This is a genomic window from Shewanella sp. BF02_Schw (assembly GCF_014596695.2).
Classification (GTDB): Bacteria; Pseudomonadota; Gammaproteobacteria; order Enterobacterales; family Shewanellaceae; genus Shewanella.
Genome location: NZ_JABKAW020000008.1, coordinates 98,784 through 122,499 on the forward strand (window position 1 = coordinate 98,784; position 23,716 = coordinate 122,499).

Consider the following 23,716-nt stretch of genomic DNA (forward strand, 5'->3'; position numbering starts at 1 on the left):
ATGCCTACCAAAAAGGCCACATAATGCAACGCAGACAGTTTTTAAAAGTGGGAATGTTAGGCGCTGCGGTAGGATTAACTGGTGCCAGTGCATTATGGTTAAGCCAAGGCAATGATCCAACACAACTGAACATTGCTGCACTATTAGCCAAGTTGAATAAGTTAACGATGTTATCAACCGAACAACTTGCAGGTTTAAGCACTGGCAAGTGGAACAGTGCTGAAGTGTTTACACATTGCGCGCAAAGTGTTGAATTTTCAATGAGCGGGTTTCCAGAGCATAAATCAGCACTCTTTAAACAAACTGTCGGGGCGCTGGCATTCACCGTATTTGCCACTAAAGGCGCAATGTCTCATAACTTAGCCGAACCAATCCCTGCTACGCCAGAGTTAGACCGCAGTGTTGATGTTAATCAAGCACTCGCTAGGCTGATACAATCTTTAAAAGATTTTCAACAATATCAAACTGATTTGGCACCACATTTTGCTTATGGTGAATTAAACAAAGCAGATTACGAGCTTGCCCATGTACTGCATTTTTATAATCACCAACAGAACTTTAATCTAATGAGTTAACGGTTAAAAATTAATATTAAATATCAATCACTTAAACAAAACCCCAATACAATGTTAGTGCAGCTTAGATAGCCCGTTTTTATCGATACTACTGGCATTATGTAATCGCAACGCCCAATTACCATGATGTTGCTGATCACAAGCAGTTTCAGTATCAAAGCTAACATGTTGATTAATATCTTTGAGATCAATCTGGTATTGAGCAAGGGTGCGTTGAATTAGCGTTAACAGTAGCGCTTTATGACCACTTTGATTGAATTGCGTTAGTTGTGTTTCTGTATCAAATATACAAATAATTCGTAAGCTCTTGGGGAATGTCGTGTAATCAACGACGTGCGTAATCCATGCAAAACCAGGATAGCTATCCAGTGCATGTTCGCATACGACGGTTAACCCCTCTCTTAATTTATTATCGATTTTTTTATCGGTTTTTCGCATACTAAAATGTTCTTCCTAATCTGTACAACTAGATGAATACATCATCATATTAAAAGCTATCGAGTACATTATGTTTTTATGCGCAGAACATATCGTTAACCATAGTTCTGGTTACCATTAATGATGAACGGCTATTTCGTTACATAACTCTTGTTACAGTTTGAGCTAATGACGAGGGCCTGTTTATCTTTGCAAAAACAGCCTTGAAAGATCAACAGGCCCTAAACCGTAACCCTACTTAAGATGGTCTACACCAGTATCGATCCGGTTCCCTCCAGCATTTTTTGCTCTATACATAGCTTGATCTGCATATTGAATTAATTGCTGCTCATCAGCACCATTATCGGGATAACGAGCGACACCAATACTCGGTGACAGTTGCAAATTAAGGCTATCAAATTGATAAGTTTTCTCCAGTTCAACTCGAATATTCTCAGCAATAAACAGCACACTATCAACTGAATCAATACCGTTTAGTACAACGACAAATTCATCGCCACCAAAACGTCCAACCGTATCTGATTTACGAACGCAATCACGCAAACGCTGAGCGATATTCTTAAGTAGCTTGTCACCAACAAGATGCCCATAGCTGTCATTAACATGTTTAAACCCATCAATGTCGATAAATAACAAAGAAAGATGAGAGCCTTCGCGACGCGCCAGTCCAAGCGATGTTTGTAAACGCCCAAACAACAATGCTCTATTAGGTAATTCTGTTAATGGATCATGTCCTGCAATGTAATGAAGTTGCTGCTCCATTAATTTTCGTTCAGTAATATCGTGAGCAACTGCAATTCTAAACTGGTGATCTTCAGACCATCGTGCCGACCAAAGAATATCAATTATTTTGCCATCTTTACGAACCCAACGGTTTTCAAAACGAGGTAGCTTTTTGCCACTCAGCAATGATTCAACGACTTTAAGTGTCTTTATACCGTCTTCAGGGTAAACATGGTCAAGCATAGGTTTGCCTATCACTTCGTCAGGAGAGTATCCAAAAATATCTTCAAATGCAGCACTAACAAACACAAAATTTCCTGCTTTATCAACCACACATACTGCATCGAGCATTAAGTCCATAACATCTCTAAGCGCCACTACATCAATGGTCTTCATACTGTGCGTACCTCGAGAAGTTAGCTAAATTAATAAAGCGTAATTCACGCCAGCTTATAAGTAGCGTCCAATAAACTCAATGGCTTATAACGATATGATTTAAACATTGCGATTCATAAAGACTAAAGGAACAAGTTTCATCACACTAAAACATCGTTTATCCCTTGAATAATCGACTAGCACACGGCTCTTGTTGCATAAGAATCAAGCCATTAAACGATATCATTAACCTAAGTGATGTAGAGTGCCAAATGGGAGGCGTCATTACGCTAACGGTCTACCCTTTGTATTTATTGAGTTCTCAAAGTCATTTATCGACAAACAACAAGTAGAGGTTAATCCCCAAGGGCATTGATAGCTAAAATATTAAGCAGTTGTGTTGTTAACGCTTTCTTAATCGGCTCTAATGATCACAAACAGACAAGAAAGCATATCTTATGCAAAAAATATGGTAATTAAATAACATTAATGCTTTATCCGCTCTTGCAAACAAGCATAAATGCGGTTAAGTTAACTGAAAGTCGATATACACGACATCAGATGAGTGCATAATCCCTCATTTGAACTGATTTACTAATATCAAATAAAGAGTACTGAAATGAAAATCCAAGTGACTACAATCCACCATCATCACCATATGCGGTAGCCTTCGGATGCTAACTGCCGAAGGACGATATCCTTCTGGTGGTGAACAATTATTCACATAAACCCCTGGAAGGAATTTCAGGGGTTTTTTGTTTTCTAAATTTTTATTTTTATTTAAGCAGTTAAATTTACACATTTTATATTTAATACATAAGGAATTATCACATGAGTGAGTCAAAGCGTTTACGTATAGCCATCCAGAAATCAGGCCGTTTATCTAAAGAATCTCAACAATTGCTGAAAAGCTGTGGCGTTAAATTTAACGTTAATGAGCAACGCTTGATTGCACACGCAGACAACATGCCAATCGACTTATTACGCGTTCGTGATGATGATATTCCAGGCCTAGTAATGGATGGAGTTGTCGACCTAGGTATTATCGGTGAAAACGTTCTAGAAGAAGAACAAATAGAGCGCCAACTAGCAGGTAAACCGGCTGAATGCACTAAATTACGTGAATTAGATTTTGGTTCATGTCGTTTATCACTCGCGGTACCTAATGAGTTTGAATATAAAGATGCCAACTCACTAGAAGGTCTGCGCATCGCGACATCTTACCCGAACTTACTGCGCCGTTTTATGCTAGAAAAAGGCATTAACTACAGCGACTGTATGCTTAAAGGTTCTGTTGAAGTCGCGCCACGGGCAGGATTGTCAGATGGCATTTGTGATTTAGTCTCGACCGGTGCAACCCTTGAAGCGAACGGCTTGTATGAAACCGAAGTCATTTACCGCTCAATGGCTTGCATTATTCAATCAAACAAAACTCAATCTACTGAAAAACAAGCTCTAATCAACAAAATCTTATCGCGTATTAATGGCGTTATCCGTGCCCGTGAAAGTAAGTACATCTTATTGCACGCTCCAATTGAAACGTTAGATCAAATCGTTGCCCTACTCCCAGGCGCTGAAAACCCAACCGTATTACCACTTAATGACGACACTAATCGTGTGGCTATTCACGTAGTAAGCACAGAAGATTTATTCTGGGACACTATGGAAGAATTAACCGCACTAGGTGCAAGCTCAATTCTGGTCATGCCTATTGAAAAAATGATGGGGTAACACAAATGCAAATTCTCGATTGGGCTTCTTTATCTACTGAACAACAACGACAAACGTTAGCGCGTTCGCCATTAATTGGTGATGCAAGTGTAGAGCAACGTGTTCGTGACATTATTGAGCAAGTCAACGCTCAAGGTGATAGCGCATTACTGGCTTATAACAAGCAATTTGACGGTGTTGAACTGACTGAGCTCGCATTATCAACTGACGCCATTGCGGCAGCATGTGCACGTGTAGGTGACGACGTCAAACAAGCTGTTGCGCAAGCGGTGAACAACATTGAAACCTTTCACAAGGCGCAGGTGTTTCAGGGTGTTGATATAGAAACTCAAGCGGGAATTCGTTGTGAATTGCGCAGTGAACCCATCGAGCGAGTCGGCTTATATATTCCCGGTGGTACAGCTCCATTAATATCCACAGTAATGATGTTGGCGTTACCAGCAAGAATTGCCGGTTGCGAAAAGCGTGTGTTAGTCAGTCCACCGCCGATTAATGATGCGATTATTTATGCCGCCAATGTCTGTGGTATTACTGATATTTTCCAGGTGGGTGGTGCCCAAGCCATTGCGGCATTAGCATTTGGGACAGAGTCGGTGCCGAACGTAGATAAAATATTTGGTCCGGGTAATCGTTATGTGACTGAAGCAAAAAGATTAGTGTCACAGGACAGCCGTATTAGTGTGTCAATAGACATGCCTGCAGGTCCGTCTGAAGTGTTAGTGATTGCCGACAAAGATGCAAATCCTGGTTTTGTTGCGGCCGATTTATTATCCCAAGCAGAACATGGTGTTGACTCGCAAGTAATGTTAGTGACTGACTCATTAACATTGGCAGAGCAAGTCAACCAAGCGTTAACTGAACAATTAGCACCGTTGAGCCGTAAAGACATCGCCGCACAAGCGCTAGAATGCAGCCGCAGTATTATTGTTAGCGATATGGTGCAAGCTGCAAAAGTGTCTAATTTGTATGGCCCAGAACATTTAATTATTCAAACTACTGCCCCACGTGACGTGCTTAGGCAAGTTCGCGGTGCCGGCTCCGTCTTTTTAGGCGCTTATACCCCAGAGTCTGTGGGCGATTATGCTAGCGGTACTAACCATGTTTTACCGACTTATGGTTATAGCCGTTCAGTTTCAAGTTTGTCATTAGCCGATTTTAGTCGACGTTTTACAGTGCAAGAGCTCAGCCAACAAGGGCTTAAAAATTTAGGTAACACTGTGATGGTTTTGGCAGAAAATGAATTATTAGATGCACATAAAAATGCTATCGCCATTCGTTTAGCCAGTTTTGAGTAGTGAGTAGTGAGTCATTCATATTGTCAGCGCTATAGCTAAGAGCTAGTTAGCACCCTATTAGAGTAGAAAGTAGAGAACACCGCCATGAGCCAGACCGTAGCAGCATCTTTTGATCCAAAGCAGTTGGCTAGACCCGAATTATTGACATTAACACCCTATCAAAGTGCCAGACGAATTGGTGGTCGCGGTGATATTTGGATTAACGCCAATGAATCGCCATTCAATAATAGTCCGCTTGATAAAGTGAATCGTTACCCAGAATGCCAACCTGCTGAACTCATCAATGCTTACAGCCGTTATTCAGGCGTTAAGGCAAGTAATATTATTGCCAGTCGCGGTGCCGACGAAGCGATCGAATTACTCATTCGTACATTTTGTATCCCTGCCGTCGACAGTATTGCTTGTTTTGGTCCAACTTATGGAATGTATTCAATTAGTGCTGCAACCTTTAATGTAGCTGTCACAGCGTTAAGGTTAACCGATGAATATCAGTTACCGGATGCGTGGCCAACACAAATCGGCAATGCCAAAATTGTATTTATTTGTAACCCAAATAACCCAACCGGCACCGTGATTGCAAAAGACAAAATTGAACAAGCTATTAACGCAGCACCTAAAGCTATTGTGGTGGTAGACGAAGCCTACATTGAGTTTTGCCCAGACTACAGCGTGGCAGATTTACTTGGCGCCTACCCTAACCTTGTGGTGTTGCGCACATTATCAAAAGCATTTGCTTTAGCAGGTGCACGTTGTGGCTTTATGCTCGCCAGTGATGACATTATTGACTTAGTCATGCGAGTCATCGCCCCTTACCCGGTGCCATTACCGGTGTCAGACCTTGCGGTAAAAGCGTTAAGTCCTGCTGGCATTGACACTATGCGAACTCAAGTCGCCAGTTTAATTGAACAAGGCAAACGCTTAAGCGTTGCATTAACAGCCTATGGCGCTAAGGTGTTACCTGCCAACGGTAACTATGTTTTAGCCCAATTTGACGATGTACAAGCAGCCGCTAAACGATTAAGCGATTCCGGCGTGGTTGCTCGAGCATACAAAGACCCACGCCTTGCTGATGCGATTCGTTTTAGCTTTACATCAGCCAAACAAACCGATGTGATTATTCAGTTATTTGGTTAATGCGTTAGTGCGTTAGTGCACGTTGCATATCGGTCAATACCCTATACATCATAAATAAGAATTAGATATCACCATTAAGGTAGTTAGCATGAAACAGAAAATCCTTTTTATCGACCGCGACGGTACATTAGTTGAAGAGCCAGCCATCGATAAACAACTCGATAGTTTGGCTAAATTAGTGTTTGAACCACAAGTGATCCCAGCGTTACTTAAATTGCAGAAAGCCGGTTTCCGTTTAGTCATGGTCAGCAATCAAGACGGTTTGGGCACACCTTCGTTTCCAAAAGCAGACTTTGATGCCCCGCACGACATGATGATGCAAATTTTTTCAAGCCAAGGTGTCGTTTTTGACGATGTGGTTATCTGTCCACACTTTAATGATGAAAACTGCAGCTGTCGTAAGCCTAAACTTGGCTTAGTAAAAGACTACTTAACCCAGGGTAAAGTAGATTTTACTGAATCCGCGGTAATTGGCGATCGTGAAACTGACGTTGAGCTCGCTAATGCCATGGGCATTAAAAGCTTTAAATATAATCGTCAAACACTCGACTGGGACGCTATAACCAGCGCTTTATTAAGTAAAGGTCGCGTGGCAACGGTAGTGCGTACCACCAAAGAAACCGACATCAAAGTCACCATCGACTTAGACAACCAAAGCAAAGGTAAGATTGAAACCGGGATTGGCTTTTTTGACCATATGCTGGATCAAATTCAAACCCACGGTAATTTTAAAATGGACGTGCATGTTGACGGCGACCTAGAAATTGACGACCACCACAGCGTAGAAGACACGGCCCTCGCTATTGGCGATGCCATTCGCCAGGCATTAGGCGACAAACGCGGTATCGCTCGTTTTGGTTTTAGCTTACCTATGGATGAAGCCAGTGGCGAATGTTTAATGGACATTTCCGGTCGTCCATTCATAAAATTCAATGCTGACTTTGATCGTGAAATGGTCGGTGAAATGGCTATCGAAATGGTGCCTCACTTCTTCCGCTCATTCGCTGATGGCCTACGTTGCACTTTGCACATTGGATCGAAAGGCGATAACGATCACCACAAAGTAGAAGCACTGTTTAAAGTGTTAGGCCGTACGCTTCGCCAAGCGGTGAAAGTCGAAGGTGACATACTGCCATCAAGCAAAGGTGTGCTGTAAGGAGTTCATGTGACACAAGTATCGAATACTTCAAACGCTAGCAATGATCTTACCGTGATTATTGATACCGGCTGTGCCAATTTAAGCTCTGTACGGTTTGCTTTTGAGCGCCTGAATGCCAATGTCTTAGTCAGTGCTGACTTTGATGTCATCCGCAGCGCCGCAAGAGTGGTACTACCGGGTGTTGGCACCGCTGGTGCGGCCATGGATGCCCTAAAACAAAAGAACCTTATCGAGCTAATTAAAAGCTTAACGCAACCTGTTATGGGCGTGTGTTTAGGCATGCAAATGCTGGCATCATTGTCTAATGAACATGGCGGCCGCAGCGAGCAAAATATCACCTGTCTAGGATTAGTGCCGACAGACATTGGCGACCTAGACAGTAAAGGCTTACCGCTGCCACACATGGGCTGGAATCAAATAGAGGTGAGCGATCACCCATTATTTGTTGGCATTGAAAATGGCAGCTACGTGTATTTTGTTCACAGCTACCGTGCGCCAATCAGTGAGTACACCCTAGCCAGCAGCACTTATGGCGAGTCATTCAGTGCCGCCATTGGTAAAGGTAACTTTTTTGGGGTGCAATTCCACCCAGAAAAAAGTGCCAAAGTAGGCGCGCAAATTTTACAGAACTTCTTAAATATGGGGACACCACAGTGATTATTCCTGCCATTGATTTAATTGACGGCCAAGTGGTGCGCTTGTACCAAGGTGACTATGACAAACAGACCACCTTTGACTTAAGTCCACTGGTACAATTGCAGTCTTATCAAGCCCAAGGGGCAAAATTGCTGCATATCGTTGACTTAACGGGTGCTAAAGATCCGAATAAACGCCAAACTCAATTAATTACTGAACTTGCTGCGGGACTTGATGTTGACATTCAAGTCGGCGGCGGTATTCGCAGCGAAGAGCAAGTCGCGGAATTATTAGCCATTGGGGTTAAACGTGTGGTGATAGGCTCTCTTGCAGTCAAAGAGCCTGAACTGGTAAAAAGTTGGTTTGTAAAATACGGTAGCGATGCTATTTGTTTAGCTCTTGATGTCAATATTAACGATAACGGCGACAAAATTGTTGCGGTATCGGGCTGGCAATCGGGTGGCGGTAAGTCATTAGAGTCGTTAGTAGCTGAATTTGAAACCGTCGGCCTTAAGCATGCTTTAGTGACTGATATCAGCCGTGATGGCACCTTAACAGGCGCCAATACCGAGCTCTACACAGAACTTGCCGCAACGTATCCCCATATCCTTTGGCAAGCCTCTGGTGGCATTGCAACACTTGACAATGTTGCCGCTGTACGCGACAGCAAAGCATCGGGCATTATTATCGGTAAAGCTTTACTGATTAACCAATTTACCGTGAAGGAGGCAATACAATGCTGGCCAAACGCATAGTTCCGTGTCTTGATGTACGTGAAGGTAAAGTGGTTAAAGGGGTGCAGTTTCGCAATCACGAGATTGTTGGAGACATCGTTCCCCTCGCCGCCCGTTATGCAGAAGAAGGCGCTGATGAGTTAGTGTTTTATGACATTACCGCCAGCGCGCACGACCGCGTTATCGATAAATCTTGGGTTAGCCGCGTAGCTGAACAAATTGATATTCCGTTTTGTGTCGCCGGGGGCATTAAAACCATCGAGCAAGCACGCGAAAAACTCGCCTTTGGTGCTGATAAAATATCGATTAACTCGCCTGCATTAAGCGACCCGAGTTTAATATCACGCCTGCAAGATGAGTTTGGCCGCCAGTGTATCGTTATCGGTATTGACTCATTTTATGATGCTGTCAGCGATAGTTACAAAGTAAAACAGTTTACCGGGGATGAAGCCGCTACCAAAGACACTCAATGGTATACTCAGGATTGGGTTGAAGAAGTGCAAAAACGCGGTTGTGGCGAGATTGTATTGAACGTCATGAACCAAGACGGCGTGCGCGGTGGTTATGACATCAAACAACTCAGCATTGTACGCGCCATTTGCGATGTACCGTTAATTGCTTCTGGCGGTGCGGGCACCATGGAGCACTTTAAAGAAGTGTTTGAACTTGCCAAGGTTGATGCCGCATTAGCAGCAAGCGTGTTTCATAAAGGCATCATTGATATTGGTGAGTTAAAACAATACTTGCACGCCAATAACATCGCGATTCGTTTATAGGCTTAGACTTTACGAAACTAGAAAATAGCCTTACCCAAAAAGAGATTACAGATGACAGACATCAAATTTGATAGCACAGGCGTAGATTGGGACAAGCAACAAGGCTTGATCCCAGCGGTTGTACAGCACCACCTAACGGGCAAAGTCCTCATGCTAGGTTACATGGACCAAGCTGCATTAGAGAAAACCTTAGCCACCAAACAAGTCACTTTTTTTAGTCGTTCTAAACAACGTTTATGGACCAAAGGCGAAACCTCAGGCAACACGCTTGATCTCATTGCTATCGACAAAGACTGCGACAACGACAGTTTTCTAGTTCAAGTTATTCCTAACGGCCCAACTTGTCACACTGGGACAGAAAGCTGCTGGAAAGATGGTAACGCGCATCCTTTTATCGATAATCTAACCAAGTTGATTATTTCACGTAAAGGCCAAAGTGCTGAGTCAAGCTATACTGCCTCGCTATTTGAACGTGGTACTAAGCGTATCGCCCAAAAAGTCGGTGAGGAAGGTTTAGAAACTGCACTTGCTGCTGCGACTCATGATAAAGAGGAGCTTGTGAATGAAGCTTCTGATTTGATGTATCACTTAATCGTGTTACTTGAAGACCAAGGCTTATCAATGGCTGATATTAATAAAAACCTATTAGATCGCCACAATAAAGCCAAGTAGTTTTAGAGTCCTTCTGCATTAAATAGAAAAAGACGCTACGGCGTCTTTTTTGTTGATATACATTGATATAAAAATGGTTTTATTTACATTTTATGACTTTGAGTTACCGTCAAATTACCATTAACATGCAAATCACGTTGTGGGTATGCTATCACCACATTATTCTCGTTAAATAGTTCATACATTCTAAAACGAATTTCGCTACGACGGCGGCGGATATCCGTTTCTGACACTGCACTAACCCAGAATATTAAGTCAAAAATCAATGCGTTGTCGCCAAAGTCTTCAAATAAAACTGAGGGTTTAGGTTGCGGCAGAATATCATCCCGTTCAGCAATAACTTGATAAATCAGCTCACGCACTTTAATCACATCCGAACCGTAAGCGACACCAACACGAACAAATGTACGTGCATTTTTATCGATCAAGGTCCAATTAGTTACGGTATTTTCCAGTAACTGACTGTTAGGTACTAGCATGTGCACCCCGTCATTTCGGCGTATCAAGGTTGAGCGAGTATTAATACACTCCACTACTCCACGGGCTTCACCGACTTCTAAAAAGTCACCGATACGGATTGGCCGTTCCCACATTAAAATCCAACCACTGATAAAGTTATTGATAATATTTTGTGCACCAAAACCGACCCCAATGGCTATCGCACCAGACACAAACGCAAATGCCGTTAATGGAATATTTAAAATTTCCATACTGGTAAACACCAGCACCGCAATACTGATAATAAAATACATGCGAGTGAACAGGTGAATTGCATCTGCGCCCACTTTACGACGTTTTAGTGCTTTAACAATCAATCGCCCAACACGAGTGATAATAAACCACGCTAAAAATATGTAGAGAGGCACTTGCAACAGCTGCAATAAGGTGATGTGATGATTATCATAAGTGAATACCACAAACGATAAAGCCGCTAATAACTCATTAAAATCCATATAAACCTCTTATTATTATTGTGTTCATATCATGGTAGTCGTTATATTTTAGTAAAATTCTTGCTCGCCTGGAGGACGAGTTTTAAGTAATTTCAAAAACCACATATATTGCTCTGGATAAGCATTAATGACTTGTTCAACCACTTTGTTTAATGCGATAGCTTCGTTTTCTTTGCCAATCATTTCATCAGGATTAACCGCTGGCATCACTGTCATAATAAATTGTTTAGCTTGTTGATCGTATCCTATTTTAACAGGCATAACTTGTGCGTTGCCGGCTTGAGCTAAGCGCCCTACTACGGGTAACGTCGCTTTAACAGTACCCATAAAAGGTGCAAACACACTCTGTTCAGGGCCTAAGTCTTCATCTGGTAAATAGAAAAAACTGTTATCATTTTTTAACTCTGCTAACAATGCTCTGATGCCTGCTTCACGCATATACACGCGACCATTTTGACTGCTGCGCATCCGGTTACTAAACCAATTAAATAACCCATTGCGATGAGCCTTAGCCATAGTCACTAAAGGTATTTCCATGTTAATACGAAGACCTGCGTACTCCATCGGCCATACATGCGGCATGATGAAAATAATCGGCTGCTTAGCATCGCGAGCTGCTTTAACATGCTCAAAACCGTTAAGTTGAATACGTCGTTTAAGGTGCGCGGTAGAACGAATAAGCAGCTCTGCTTGCGATAATAAAGTAATGACAAATGTCTCAACATTTTTTTTGATTAATTCATCGACTTGTTCAGCTGATTTTTCTGGAAAACAATGGGTAATGTTCACCTTTGCTATTCGCAATGGTTTTTTGGCCACTTTCATCACGACTCGAGCCAATAGTCTCGCAATGGGATCTCTTACGCTTGCGGGAAGTACGCCAAATAGAAACAACACAGCGATAGCTAGCCATGTTCCCCAGTAACGAGGATGCAATAGTGATTTATTAAAGCGAGTATCAAAATATTTTGCTTGTCGTGCCAAAAGAAACTCCAAATAAACTGACCGTGACCCACGGTAAAAAATCATATTATAGCGAAGGCATTATACTAGTGATTAATGAGTGTGAAACAGAAATTATACCAGACAATAGCAAACGTCTTTGTTGCACAGCTTACTCACACCTATTTTAGAACAGCCTGGGCAAGATTTATCGAATACACTGGTTACCATGCCAATATCAAGCTGATGCTGCAAACGGTGGGTTACATTCACCAAATTCAAAAACAAAAGAGCCACTCAATTAAGAGTGGCTCTTCGTAATACAGATCCGTTCGGATTGGCGTATTAACTAGTGAACTATTTTTTACCCGAGTTTGCCGCTTCGACACGTGATTTTAACTTCTGTCCAGGACGGAAGGTAACAACACGGCGTGCAGAAATCGGAATATCTTCACCAGTTTTCGGGTTCCTTCCCGGTCTTTGATTCTTGTCCCTAAGGTCAAAGTTGCCAAAGCCAGATAACTTGACCTGCTCACCACTTTCGAGTGCTTCACGAATTTCTTCAAAAAAAGACTCAACCATCTCTTTAGCCACACGTTTGTTAATGCCCAATGTTTCAAAAAGATGTTCTGCCATTTCGGCTTTGGTAAGTGCCATACTTTAATCCCTCAACGATGCGTTGAACTCGGTCTTTAGAGCCGATACCACTGATTCCATAGTCTCAGTAATATCTTTATCTTCAAGTGTACGAGTAGTGTCTTGTAACGTAAGTGCGATGGCTAGGCTCTTTTTGCCTGGCTCAACACCTTTACCTTGGTATACATCGAACAAGTTTAAGCCAACCAACTGATTTTCGCCAACTTTTCTTATCAAATTCATAACATCAGTTGCAGAAACTGTTTCATCTACTACTACCGCGATGTCGCGACGATTGGCAGGAAACTTAGATACAGCTTGGGCTAGCGGCAAACGGGCGTGCAATAATGCATCCAGTTCTAACTCAAAAACAATTGTTTTTCCATTGAGTCCAAACGGCTTTTCCAAACTAGGATGGATAGCACCGATGTAACCAATGACTCGATTATTTCGTAATATTTCAGCACATTGACCTGGATGCAGCGCAGGATGTGTTGCCCCTCTAAAGCTAAATTCTGTAGAGGCAACTGTCAAGCCGATTATTGCTTCTAAATCACCTTTTAAATCAAAGAAGTCGACAGTTTTCGATTCCATTGACCAATGTTCTTCGTTTTGAACACCGGAAATAACCGCGCCCAGCATAGCTTGTTGACGAACTCCAGAATCTGCTTGTGCATCAGGAACAAAGCGTAAACCGGTCTCAAATAAACGTACTCTATTTTGCTGACGGCTCTGGTTATAGCCTACTGCGGTCAATAATCCAGTAAACATTGATAAGCGCATTGCTGACATTTCGACAGAAATCGGGTTAGGCAATACCATGGCTTCTTCGCCAGGATGAACAATGTTCTGCATCTTAGGGTCGACAAAGCTGTAGGTCACCGCTTCTTGGAAACCACGAGCCACAAATATACTGCGCACACGTTTTAACGAAATATCCGCTTCTTTGTGATCTGGCATGCTTAACGCCGCTTGAGGGGCGATATTAGGAATGTTGTTGTAGCCGTAAATGCGGGCGACTTCTTCGATTAAATCTTCTTCAATCGCCATATCAAAGCGATAGGTAGCCGTTGTCACATGCCATACATCACCGCTGGTCTGCACGCTTAAACCTAAACGTTCTAGAATTTCAACCACGTCAGAATCTGGAATAAAGTGACCTAAGCTTTTATCTAACTTGCTACGACGCAAAGTGATATTAGCGGCTGCGGGCAAATGCTCAGCAGACACGGCTTCAATCACCTGCCCGGCTTCACCACCACAAATATCTAATACAAGGCGTGTAGCGCGGTCCATAACCTTATGTTGCAACTCAGGGTCTACACCACGTTCAAAACGGTGTGACGCGTCTGTGTGTAAGCCTAAGCGACGAGATTTACCCATAATGGCTAATGGTGCAAAGAAAGCGCACTCTAAAAGAATGTCTTGGGTGTTTTCATTCACACCGGTACTTTCGCCGCCAAACACACCCGCAAGCGCAACCGCTTGTTTGTCGTCTGCAATCACTAAGGTATCGCTTGGAACGGTAATTTCGTTGCTATCCAGTAAGGTTAGCTTTTCAACACCATCAGCTAAACGCACGGTAATACCGCCGTTTAAAGCATTTAAATCAAACGCATGCATTGGCTGACCAAATTCGATCAACACATAGTTAGTGATATCAACGATGGGATCAATTGAGCGAATACCACTGCGACGCAATTTTTCTTGCATCCATAATGGCGTAGCAGCCTTAACATTGATGTTTTTAACCACACGTCCTAAGTAACGTGGGCACAAATCTGGTGCAACAACATTTATGCTAAACGGCGCGTCGATAGTGGCCGTTACCGCTTCCCAGGAAGGCTCTGTCACTGCTTGGCGATTTAATACACCCACTTCGCGTGCAAGCCCTGCCATGCCTAAACAATCAGCGCGGTTAGCCGTTAAATCAACATCAATAATGGCGTCATCTAATTGCAAGTATTCACGCACATTGACGCCTAAAGGCGCATCTTGTGGTAATTCGATAATGCCATCACTTTCGATGTCCATACCTAACTCGCCATACGAGCACAACATGCCCATTGACGGTTGACCACGTAACTTGGCTTTTTTAATTTTAAAATCGTCAGGTAACACAGCGCCAACCATTGCTACAGCCACTTTTAAGCCTAAACGGCAGTTTGGTGCTCCACAAACAATGTCAATAAGCTCATCGCCGCCAACATTGATTTTGGTGACGCGTAATTTGTCTGCATCTGGGTGTTGGCCACATTCAACCACTTCACCAATAATAACACCGCTAAAATCGGCAGCTACGGCATCAATACCGTCAACTTCAAGACCGGCCATGGTGATTTGGTGTGATAATGCGTCACGACTTACTGATGGGTTAACCCACTCACGAAGCCAAGATTCACTGAATTTCATCTAATTTTTGCTCCGTTATTTGAATTGCTTAAGAAAACGTAAATCGTTTTCGAAGAAGGCACGTAAATCATTTACGCCGTAGCGCAACATGGTTAAACGCTCAACACCCATACCAAAAGCAAAACCAGAGTATTTTTCAGGGTCAATACCCACACTGCGCAATACATTTGGATGTACCATGCCACAGCCTAATACTTCTAACCACTTACCGTTTTTTCCCATCACGTCTACTTCGGCTGAAGGTTCTGTAAATGGAAAGTAAGATGGGCGGAAACGTACTTCTAAGTCTTCTTCAAAGAAGTTACGTAAAAAATCATGCAAAATGCCCTTAAGCTCGGCAAAGTTAACGTTTTCAGCAACCATTAACCCTTCAACTTGGTGGAACATTGGCGTGTGAGTTTGGTCGTAATCATTACGATAAACACGGCCTGGAGAAATGATCCGAAGTGGCGGCTTTTCATGTTCCATCGTGCGAATTTGTACGCCCGATGTTTGGGTGCGTAACATCACTTTAGGATTAAAGTAAAAAGTGTCATGATCAGCACGAGCAGGATGATGCTCAGAAATATTTAACGCATCGAAATTATGGAAATCATCTTCGATTTCAGGACCTTGCTTAACAACAAAGCCTAACTCACCAAAGAAGGTTTCAATACGTTCGATAGTACGCGTAACCGGATGTAAACCACCGATATCTAAGGTACGACCAGGTAAAGTCACATCAATATTTTCAGCAATTAATTTGGCTTCTAACTCAGATGCTTTTAATCCGTCAATACGCTCAGTCAACTGCTGTTGAACGGCTTGTTTAGCTTGATTGACTGCGGCACCAAAGGCAGGTTTTTCTTCTGCACTTAATGATCCCATCATTTTCATCATGTCAGTGATTTTACCTTTTTTACCAAGGTAATCGACACGGATATCATCCAATGTCTTTAGATCACTGGCCTTATCAATGACTTCTAAGGCTTGTTCTACGATCTCGGTTAACTGCTGCATGTTATCATCCACTGCATTTTTGCATTTAAATGCGATTGGGCGTCTTGTCGGCTATGCGAGTACACAAAAGTGATAACCCGGTAGTGAGTGACGACGCGGTAGTTTGACGCTTATTATGACAAATAAACCATCAAAACTGGGGTTAAAATAAAAGAGTGAAATTTTACGTTAGCGAGTCTAAATTTACTAGTCATTATTGGTATATTTAATGGCAAATAGTTGTATTTAACTACAATTACCCCTCTTAGTGTGTATCGGTGACGACAAGTAATAAGCTAACAGTCTTGCTAAGCAAAATCGTCGGTCTGCTGATGGTGAGAATAGATGAATGTCTATTGAGCTTGCATGCAACAATTTAGTGCCGTTGAACAGTCATCATAAAGGTCGGTTTACGCGGATAAAACACAATAAAAAAGGCGCATGTTGCGCCTTCCTCATTATTTTTCGTGAATATTTATTCACATATCGAAAATATTTACCTATCTAAAATTGAGTGTTGCAGTGTCTTTTTCATCGTTATTATCGACTACCGTCAGTGACACCGCTTTATCGCGACGACTGAAACTAAACGCGATTGGCCCATGTGCTTTTCGACCATTATTAAATAGCCAGTTTTGACGTTTAATAAAACCGTCTTGGTCATAGCTCGTTGAAATAAATAATTTCATAAACCATAAGTTAACCAAGTGTATTTGTGCAGTTGGCGCTATATTAGCCGGTTCAACAAGCACATTTATGGTTTTCACGGTTGTCACAACCTCACCTTTATTGTCAGTAACAGTAAGCTGAACTTGATAATTACCTGATTGCAGATATTGATGTGAAGCCGTTTCTCCATTAGCAACAGTACCATTAACGATAGTACCATCACCAAAATCCCATTCTAATGACGTAATATCACCATCATTATCAACAGAGGTAGACTGAACCTGTAGTTGGCTACCATTGATTTGATGATCAAAACTGGCGATTGGGAGCTCATTTTTCACCTCAAATTGCAGTGAAACAATCACAGGATCATGGTCTGAAGAGCGGAAGCCATCAGCTTGATACAAATCTTGTATCTGAGCAGCAGATTTAAACTCTTGGTTATAATCAAGGATCCTTGGCTCGTCAGCATTGATGTGCCATTCCGTTATCGCTAATACATTATCCAATAACGCTTGGTTTGCTAATGCATGGTCTAATTGGCCTGACTCACCCGAGAACACATAGGAGTATGAATTAACACTGCCAAGATGCTCATTTAATTCGCTATAGCCATGGCTGGCAAGTTGAGTGAGTGGATTTTCTTTGGCATAAGCATTTAAATCACCTATTACCAAGATTTTTTGCTCTGGATACTGCTCCATTAACCATTGCCCAATAGCATCTGTTGCCCGGGTACGGGTTAAATTACAGTTACCTTGGCCATCCAATAAATCAGGATCATTGTTACTGTCGCAACTACTTCCTTTTGATTTTAAATGGTTTACGGCGACAACAATGCTGCCCTCACGGCCATTGAGCATAAATGATTGCGTTAACATCGGACGGTTTTTACCGTCATCAAACAATGCCGCGCCATTTCCATCAACAGGCGAATTAGCTGAAGATAATATTTGAGCATCACCTGTTGGAGTGATTTTATCAGCACGGTAGATCATTCCCACAGCAATTGCATCGGTACCTATTTGTGCCACTGAAGGCACAACATAAGCGTATACCTCCGCTCCCATAGCTTGGTTTAATCCGCTGACTAAGTCGTTAATGGCTGAATCACTACCATAGCCGTCATTTTCAATTTCCATTAAACCAAATACATCAGCGTTAATGGCATGCATTGCACTGATAATTTTCACGCGTTGACGCTCAAATTCAGATAATGTGTCGGCGCCGCGATCAGTCGGAAATCCATTGCCGTTGCCATCACCGTTGAAATAATTAAGCACATTGAAACTGGCGACACGAAGATCTGCGCCAAGCGCTAACTCTGGAGTAGATTGTCGCGGGTTACTTTGCACTACATTGACCACTTGAGTTGGCATCACACGATATTGGCTAAAGCCATAATGCATAATACCCTCGAGCCCGGTAACAGAATCGCCTACCCGTAAGGTATTTGAGGCTGATAACGCAGGAGCTGGATAAGGTATCTGTTCAGGATTTTGGCTGGTTAAGCCATCATCCAACAAAATACTATCTCTGGCATTCGCTTCAGTCACTGCCAGCGCTGCTGCACCAGGTAAAGCAACTTGAGTACCGATAAAATGGCGACTACTGCCTAATGATACTTCACCATAACGGCCCAAGTTATACACTTCATTGACCACTAGAGATTGATCGAATAATACCCGCATGCCTTCAACACGCTCAAGTTGTTGATTGTCGGCTAACGGCAATGTGACAGTAGCAACTACAGGCAATGGTAGGTTAGTGCCACATAACGCAAATTGAGTCACATTAGACAACTGAGTTGTGCCTTGATATTCGGCAACAGAAGCTTGTAAACGAATTCTATCACCGGCATTCACGTCAAGTGATTGATTACCGCTGTAAACAAAAATACCTTCTGAGGTGTTAATGTCAGCATCGACTTCGCTGTCGGCCATTTGGATAAATATACCCTTTAGCCCAGCTTGTTGATTACTCGTCACAATCGCTTCAACCACCACTTCTGAACCCACTAGAGGGCTTGTGTCATCCATCCCTTGAATGTCATGGATTGCGACTGCGCTTTGTGAACAGACAAATTCTATTGGCTCAGTTGGATCTACTGGGTCTACCGGATCTGTTGGACCTGAATCATTACCCGCGAAAACACCTAAATCGCTGATGTCATCTTGAGCAAAACCTTGCCAGCCAGTAAATGTGACTTCGTCGTCAATGATGGTATCGGCAATTAATTGAGTGGCGTCACGACGAAGAGTATTGTTTTGGGTCGATAAATCACCTGTTCCCCATTGTGAACCGGGGTCTGTACCCACTTGTCCTAGGGAGTCGATAACTAGGTTATTGTGACTGAGTACAATGGCATCATCACCATTAAAAAAGCTCGCAGTACTAATCTGTTGGGCAAGCGCAAGGATTTCTGCTGATGCATCATTATCGGCAATAACAAACGTTGAGTTGGCTGCAATATTACCATCCAATGTAATATTGGTTGCCGCTGCGGTATTGCCATTAAAATAAAATGACAACACATAATCACTCAAATCTATCGCTGTCGAACTTGGATTGTACAATTCAATTGCTTTGTTATTACTGCTGCCTTCTATGTACTCTGAAATAAGCACATCTTGAGCAGCAACATTGAATACCATTAAAGATGATATCGATATCGCGAGCAACGACTTTTGAACTAACATAGTGAACCCCTATTCATTATCCATAAATCCAATGAGTTAATTTAATTATTCAATTGATATTTTATTGCTTGGTATAACCTCAGCTCGGAATAACCGTTGTAATAAACAGATAAAGATCCGTTTATGTTCAAATCATCAATATCAAGCTTGCTATTGTTTTGCTAACAAACCGTATTGACGAATCAATAGTGTGCGAGTTGTAAGTTGATACAACAGCGATAGCGAAATAAGCGCATGTTTGATAAGCATTTATGATCCCGCGTTGAGGCTACATAGCTCAATCAGCGCTTACTATAACGATTACGGATGACAATAAGGTTGCAAAGATGTTGCAGTGAATACAAAAGCAATTTCAGTCAACAACCGCGCCTAACTACCGCTTATTCACACACCTCTTTCTACGATCTTTTTTGGTTACCTAGGCGTGAAAAACAGCTAACAATACCGCTCATATTGAGCGGTATTGTTAGCTGATGTTATTGAACGATGTTATTGGCCAGCGTTATTGATCGATGTTATTGACTGATGTTATTGACTGATGTTATTGACCGATGTTATTGACTGATGTTATTGACCGATAATAAGCAATTAATGCTTTTTAGACACATCAACCATATAGTGACCTTGTAACCAATTTCGGCCAATTAATAATTTATAACCCATTTTGGTACGGTCTTTAAGATTCACATCGACTATAAATTCATGACGAGGTTCACCAACACTTAACCTCACCATATAACGCCTTTCTGTACCTTGTGCATTACGAATTAACGATGTGCCCCGAATTTTGGTGCGAACATCAGCTTTTTCGCCTTTTTCATTCGCTGTGGTGAACGTAATCATCTTACCGATGTTATTTTCAATGTTCACTTTGTCTTCATTCTCGACTCGAATATTAACTGCATGTAATGAGTTTTCAACGGCGCCGGTATCTATACGCGTATTGTACATTAAGCCAGTTTGCTTAATGCTCAGCTCAGCTAAAGGACCAATGGTCTTTTTGTCAGAAACATCCACAATGTAGTTATGTTTTAAAAAGTTACGCCCAATAAGTAATTTGTAATTCATGTGGCTACGATCGCGTAAGTTAACATGAATATTATGCAATTGATCAGGAAAACCTATATCAAGCTTCACCATGTAACGAGTTTCAATACCTTGAGAGTTTTTCACCCTTGAAGTACTGACAATTTCGGCTTGAATGCGTTTTTTCTCACCACGTTCATTTTCAGTAGTGAATTCAACAATTTTACCAACATTGCTTTTCATTTTTTTGGATGCACCGCCAAGGATTTCTAAATTGACAGCGTGCAGTGAAGTGTTCACGGCACCTGTATCAATGCGAGCATTATATTGTAGTCCTGACTTAGCGACGGTCATGGTTTCAACTTGACTTAAAACGGTTTTATCACTCGCAAAAACAGATATAGAAAGCAAACACAGCAGAGTCGAAATCACAATTCTTTTAAACATGATCAATCCCAAAAAATCCACAAATCGCTTTAGTAGTGGCCAGTTTTATGTACGTTTATTGCAATAAATGATCAACTTCTTGATCGAATAAATTTTTAATCAGTCCTGAAAACTCAGTAATAAAAATGCTTTGTTCGGGGGTGGCTTGTTGATTGGCTACAGAGGCTAAAATCTCTTCTAAGTCATATACAATTGCGTCAATTTCGCGAATTACCATATTACGTTGTGCAAATGATAATTGCGGGTTTTGCCCACATACCATAATGATCTGAGCAGATAACTGCTCTTCAAACAATTCCATGACAGTTTCCGTTGCAGCGGCATTACTCTCAGACGACTCAAATAGCCCTAAATGTTCAGTTAAATACTGAATTAAATGCATGTATCCGTCTTTGTCAGTAACCATTTCATACCACCTTTCTTAAAAACGACTTAACAGGAAATGGCTCTCAACCTGATGATTGAAAACCATTAATAACCACATATAACTATTGCGCTAAGGTTAGCACAAATGACACTGGCACCGCTAAGCTGATACTCGGCAATCCCGCCATTTCTTTAAGTTTTTCGACACCGGACACTAAACCAAATTCACTTGCTTGAACAATCACTGGCGCTAAGCTTGAAATCACCATTTTCTTATCCGACAATTTAGCTACTAACACATCAAAGCTCTTCTGTTGTTTCTGACCATGTAGCTTAATGGTTGCTTCAACTTGCGTCGTTAGCGTGTCACCGACTTTTAATCCGGCTAGCAATTTAGGGTTAACCACTGCATCCAAGGTTAACTTAGGAAACTGTGCCACTTCAAATAACACTGCTTGCATTCGTTGATCACGAATTTCTATTCCGGTATCAACACTGGTTAAATCAATCGATAAAGAAAATGCACCTGCATCCGTTAATGAACCTGCAACTTGTTTAAAATGATGCACTTCAGCAACATCGGCTTTCTTAATCGAAATGAAGCTCACCCGAGAATGATCTTGATTGACTTGCCAATCGCCTGCCATCACTGATGTACTCAGCAAGCTCGCGGCTAATAATGGTAACCATTTTTTCATCGTAAAGTCCTTTGTATAGAAAGTAAGATTAACAATAAATAAGTATAGAGTAATCTTTGGTTATATCTTGCTGGGGATCAATCTAGCCAGCCATTTGTCTAACGCTTGTGCAAAAGCATGTTTATCCGTTTGCGAAAAACTGTTCGGACCACCAGTATGGATGCCACTGCTGCGCATTTCTTCCATAAAATCGCGCATCGTCAGAATCTGTTTAATATTTTCAGCTGTATACACCGTACCACGAGGGTTTAATACTAGTGCGCCTTTATCAACCGCATCAGATGCCAGAGGAATATCAGCAGTGACGACTAAGTCCCCTTTGACGACTTGTTCCACAATGTAGTTATCTGCTTCATCAAAACCCGAACTCACCCGTATCATGCTAACTAAGGGCGAAATAGGCACTTTAATCATTTGATTGGCCACTAACACTAATCGAACCGATTTACGCTCAGATGCCCTAAATAACATTTCTTTAACTGGGTTGGGGCAAGCATCAGCATCAACCCAGATTTTATTGGTTATCACCGCAAAATGCTCCACTTCATTAACACTCATTAAGGTGCCAACCGATCAATATTCCAATCCGTATCGGTTTTAGTGTAAATAAATCGGTCGTGTAACCGATGTTCACCACCCTGCCAAAACTCAATGCTAGCTGGTCGCACCAAATATCCACCCCAAAACTTAGGTAGTGGAACCTCACCTTGGGCAAATTTAGCTTTCATTTCAGCAAATTTACCTTCTAACGCCTGTCGTGCGCTAATCTTGCTTGATTGTTTAGATACCCAGGCAGCAATTTGGCTGTCTTTTGGTCTAGACATAAAATATTTCGCCACGTCCAACATAGATAATGGCTCCGCTTGCCCTAATACAGCCACTTGACGTTCAAGTGGATGCCAAGGAAACAGTAAACTGACTTTACTGTTAATCGCAATTTGTTTTGCTTTGCGGCTTTCTAAATTAGTAAAAAACACAAAACCGTTATCATCAAACTTTTTTAATAACACAATACGTTGAAATGGCTGGCCATCTTCGTCTACCGTCGCGACACACATGGCCGTTGGGTCAGTAAGTTGGGCATCTTTTGCCTGTTGCATCCATTGTTCGAATAGATCCATTGGGTTAACAGGCAAATTCGCCCGTCTTAATCCGCCCTGGGTATATTCACGGCGAATATCACTTAAATCACTCATATTGGTTCCTCATTAAACCTTGCTGGACCTATTCTACGCTGAGCAGACACAAAAAAGCCAACGTCAACTCGTTGGCTAATGTGTTTAATTACAAAGTTGAAATTACTTTTTAATTAAGCCTTTACCTTCAGCCCACACCTGTAGCATTTCAAGGCCCAGTGTTGCTGCAGCTAGCGGGGTAACATCTGTATAATCATAAAAGAGTGCTAGTTCTACAACATCCATGCCGACAATATTTAAACCACGTAAGCCACGAATGATCTCGCTAGTGAACTTACCACAAAAGGGCGTAGCTGTAGCGGTTGCAAAAGCCGGGTCTAAACATAAACAGTCAATATCGAATGTCGAATGTCGAATGTCGAATGTCGAATGCGACGTATAACGGCATATCGCCAACACGCATAATTAACTGTTCAACCATTTGTTGAGCCGTTAAGTTATTGGCG

General features: G+C 42.0%; 23 protein-coding genes. 9 read left to right on the forward strand and 14 right to left on the reverse strand.

What is annotated here, in order from left to right; translation table 11 throughout:
• The first annotated feature begins 23 nt into the window (after nt 1–23).
• Nucleotides 24–575, forward strand: a complete 552-nt coding sequence (locus HNW13_RS21360; protein ID WP_192116091.1) for a DUF1569 domain-containing protein — start codon at nt 24–26, stop codon at nt 573–575.
• Between the two features lie 54 nt (nt 576–629).
• Here the strand turns inward: HNW13_RS21360 and HNW13_RS21365 are convergent, their stop codons facing one another.
• Nucleotides 630–1,013, reverse strand: a complete 384-nt coding sequence (locus HNW13_RS21365) for a Fis family transcriptional regulator (RefSeq protein ID WP_192116092.1) — start codon at nt 1,011–1,013, stop codon at nt 630–632.
• 234 nt (nt 1,014–1,247) lie between these two features.
• On the reverse strand, nt 1,248–2,132 hold the full coding sequence (locus tag HNW13_RS21370) for a diguanylate cyclase (RefSeq protein WP_192116093.1): 885 nt from the start codon (nt 2,130–2,132) through the stop codon (nt 1,248–1,250).
• 810 nt (nt 2,133–2,942) lie between these two features.
• On the opposite strand from HNW13_RS21370, the gene hisG reads away from it, so the two are divergent.
• From hisG to hisIE, 8 genes are all read left to right on the forward strand, one after another.
• Nucleotides 2,943–3,842, forward strand: coding sequence for an ATP phosphoribosyltransferase (gene hisG / locus HNW13_RS21375; RefSeq protein ID WP_101087564.1), 900 nt, complete (start codon nt 2,943–2,945; stop codon nt 3,840–3,842).
• Between the two features lie 5 nt (nt 3,843–3,847).
• Complete coding sequence (gene hisD / locus HNW13_RS21380; RefSeq protein ID WP_192116094.1) at nt 3,848–5,137, forward strand: histidinol dehydrogenase; 1,290 nt, start codon at nt 3,848–3,850, stop codon at nt 5,135–5,137.
• Nucleotides 5,138–5,221: 84 nt separating this feature from the next.
• Complete coding sequence (hisC, locus tag HNW13_RS21385) at nt 5,222–6,271, forward strand: histidinol-phosphate transaminase (RefSeq protein ID WP_192116095.1); 1,050 nt, start codon at nt 5,222–5,224, stop codon at nt 6,269–6,271.
• Nucleotides 6,272–6,359: 88 nt separating this feature from the next.
• Nucleotides 6,360–7,427, forward strand: a complete 1,068-nt coding sequence (hisB, locus tag HNW13_RS21390) for a bifunctional histidinol-phosphatase/imidazoleglycerol-phosphate dehydratase HisB (protein WP_101087561.1) — start codon at nt 6,360–6,362, stop codon at nt 7,425–7,427.
• Nucleotides 7,428–7,436: 9 nt separating this feature from the next.
• Entirely contained in the window at nt 7,437–8,087 is a 651-nt protein-coding gene (gene hisH / locus HNW13_RS21395; protein ID WP_101087560.1) for an imidazole glycerol phosphate synthase subunit HisH, read from the forward strand.
• Complete coding sequence (gene hisA / locus HNW13_RS21400; RefSeq protein WP_192116096.1) at nt 8,084–8,821, forward strand: 1-(5-phosphoribosyl)-5-[(5-phosphoribosylamino)methylideneamino]imidazole-4-carboxamide isomerase; 738 nt, start codon at nt 8,084–8,086, stop codon at nt 8,819–8,821. The genes hisH and hisA overlap by 4 nt, the downstream gene beginning before the upstream one ends.
• Complete coding sequence (gene hisF / locus HNW13_RS21405; protein WP_101087558.1) at nt 8,803–9,576, forward strand: imidazole glycerol phosphate synthase subunit HisF; 774 nt, start codon at nt 8,803–8,805, stop codon at nt 9,574–9,576. The genes hisA and hisF overlap by 19 nt, the downstream gene beginning before the upstream one ends.
• 51 nt (nt 9,577–9,627) lie before the next feature.
• Nucleotides 9,628–10,248, forward strand: a complete 621-nt coding sequence (hisIE, locus tag HNW13_RS21410) for a bifunctional phosphoribosyl-AMP cyclohydrolase/phosphoribosyl-ATP diphosphatase HisIE (protein ID WP_101087557.1) — start codon at nt 9,628–9,630, stop codon at nt 10,246–10,248.
• Between the two features lie 83 nt (nt 10,249–10,331).
• On the opposite strand, the gene HNW13_RS21415 is transcribed toward hisIE, so the two are convergent.
• The 12 genes from HNW13_RS21415 to HNW13_RS23745 all read right to left on the reverse strand — a co-directional run bounded on the left by HNW13_RS21415 (nt 10,332) and on the right by HNW13_RS23745 (nt 23,669).
• Complete coding sequence (locus HNW13_RS21415) at nt 10,332–11,201, reverse strand: mechanosensitive ion channel domain-containing protein (RefSeq protein ID WP_192116097.1); 870 nt, start codon at nt 11,199–11,201, stop codon at nt 10,332–10,334.
• A gap of 48 nt (nt 11,202–11,249) precedes the next feature.
• Nucleotides 11,250–12,185 carry a lauroyl-Kdo(2)-lipid IV(A) myristoyltransferase gene (lpxM, locus tag HNW13_RS21420; protein ID WP_101087555.1) on the reverse strand — a complete coding sequence of 312 codons (936 nt, stop codon included), beginning with the start codon at nt 12,183–12,185 and terminating at the stop codon, nt 11,250–11,252.
• Between the two features lie 315 nt (nt 12,186–12,500).
• Entirely contained in the window at nt 12,501–12,800 is a 300-nt protein-coding gene (ihfA, locus tag HNW13_RS21425; protein WP_011637176.1) for an integration host factor subunit alpha, read from the reverse strand.
• 3 nt (nt 12,801–12,803) lie between these two features.
• Nucleotides 12,804–15,191: a phenylalanine--tRNA ligase subunit beta gene (gene pheT / locus HNW13_RS21430; RefSeq protein ID WP_192116098.1), complete on the reverse strand. Its 2,388-nt coding sequence runs from the start codon at nt 15,189–15,191 to the stop codon at nt 12,804–12,806.
• A 15-nt stretch (nt 15,192–15,206) separates the two neighbouring features.
• Complete coding sequence (pheS, locus tag HNW13_RS21435; protein ID WP_059745381.1) at nt 15,207–16,190, reverse strand: phenylalanine--tRNA ligase subunit alpha; 984 nt, start codon at nt 16,188–16,190, stop codon at nt 15,207–15,209.
• 479 nt (nt 16,191–16,669) lie between these two features.
• Nucleotides 16,670–19,537 (reverse strand): ExeM/NucH family extracellular endonuclease, encoded by a 2,868-nt coding sequence (locus HNW13_RS21440; RefSeq protein ID WP_192116099.1) that lies wholly within the window; start codon nt 19,535–19,537, stop codon nt 16,670–16,672.
• 588 nt (nt 19,538–20,125) lie between these two features.
• Nucleotides 20,126–21,010, reverse strand: coding sequence for a RimK/LysX family protein (locus HNW13_RS21445; protein WP_182743689.1), 885 nt, complete (start codon nt 21,008–21,010; stop codon nt 20,126–20,128).
• Nucleotides 21,011–21,065: 55 nt separating this feature from the next.
• Complete coding sequence (locus HNW13_RS21450; RefSeq protein WP_101087551.1) at nt 21,066–21,416, reverse strand: DUF3802 family protein; 351 nt, start codon at nt 21,414–21,416, stop codon at nt 21,066–21,068.
• A gap of 82 nt (nt 21,417–21,498) precedes the next feature.
• Complete coding sequence (locus HNW13_RS21455) at nt 21,499–22,074, reverse strand: YceI family protein (protein WP_101087550.1); 576 nt, start codon at nt 22,072–22,074, stop codon at nt 21,499–21,501.
• A 60-nt stretch (nt 22,075–22,134) separates the two neighbouring features.
• On the reverse strand, nt 22,135–22,602 hold the full coding sequence (locus HNW13_RS21460) for a YaiI/YqxD family protein (RefSeq protein WP_162024328.1): 468 nt from the start codon (nt 22,600–22,602) through the stop codon (nt 22,135–22,137).
• 29 nt (nt 22,603–22,631) lie between these two features.
• Nucleotides 22,632–23,270 (reverse strand): pyridoxamine 5'-phosphate oxidase, encoded by a 639-nt coding sequence (pdxH, locus tag HNW13_RS21465; RefSeq protein ID WP_182743690.1) that lies wholly within the window; start codon nt 23,268–23,270, stop codon nt 22,632–22,634.
• Nucleotides 23,271–23,372: 102 nt separating this feature from the next.
• Nucleotides 23,373–23,669, reverse strand: a complete 297-nt coding sequence (locus tag HNW13_RS23745; RefSeq protein WP_347813096.1) for an arginase family protein — start codon at nt 23,667–23,669, stop codon at nt 23,373–23,375.
• Between the last annotated feature and the right edge of the window lie 47 nt (nt 23,670–23,716).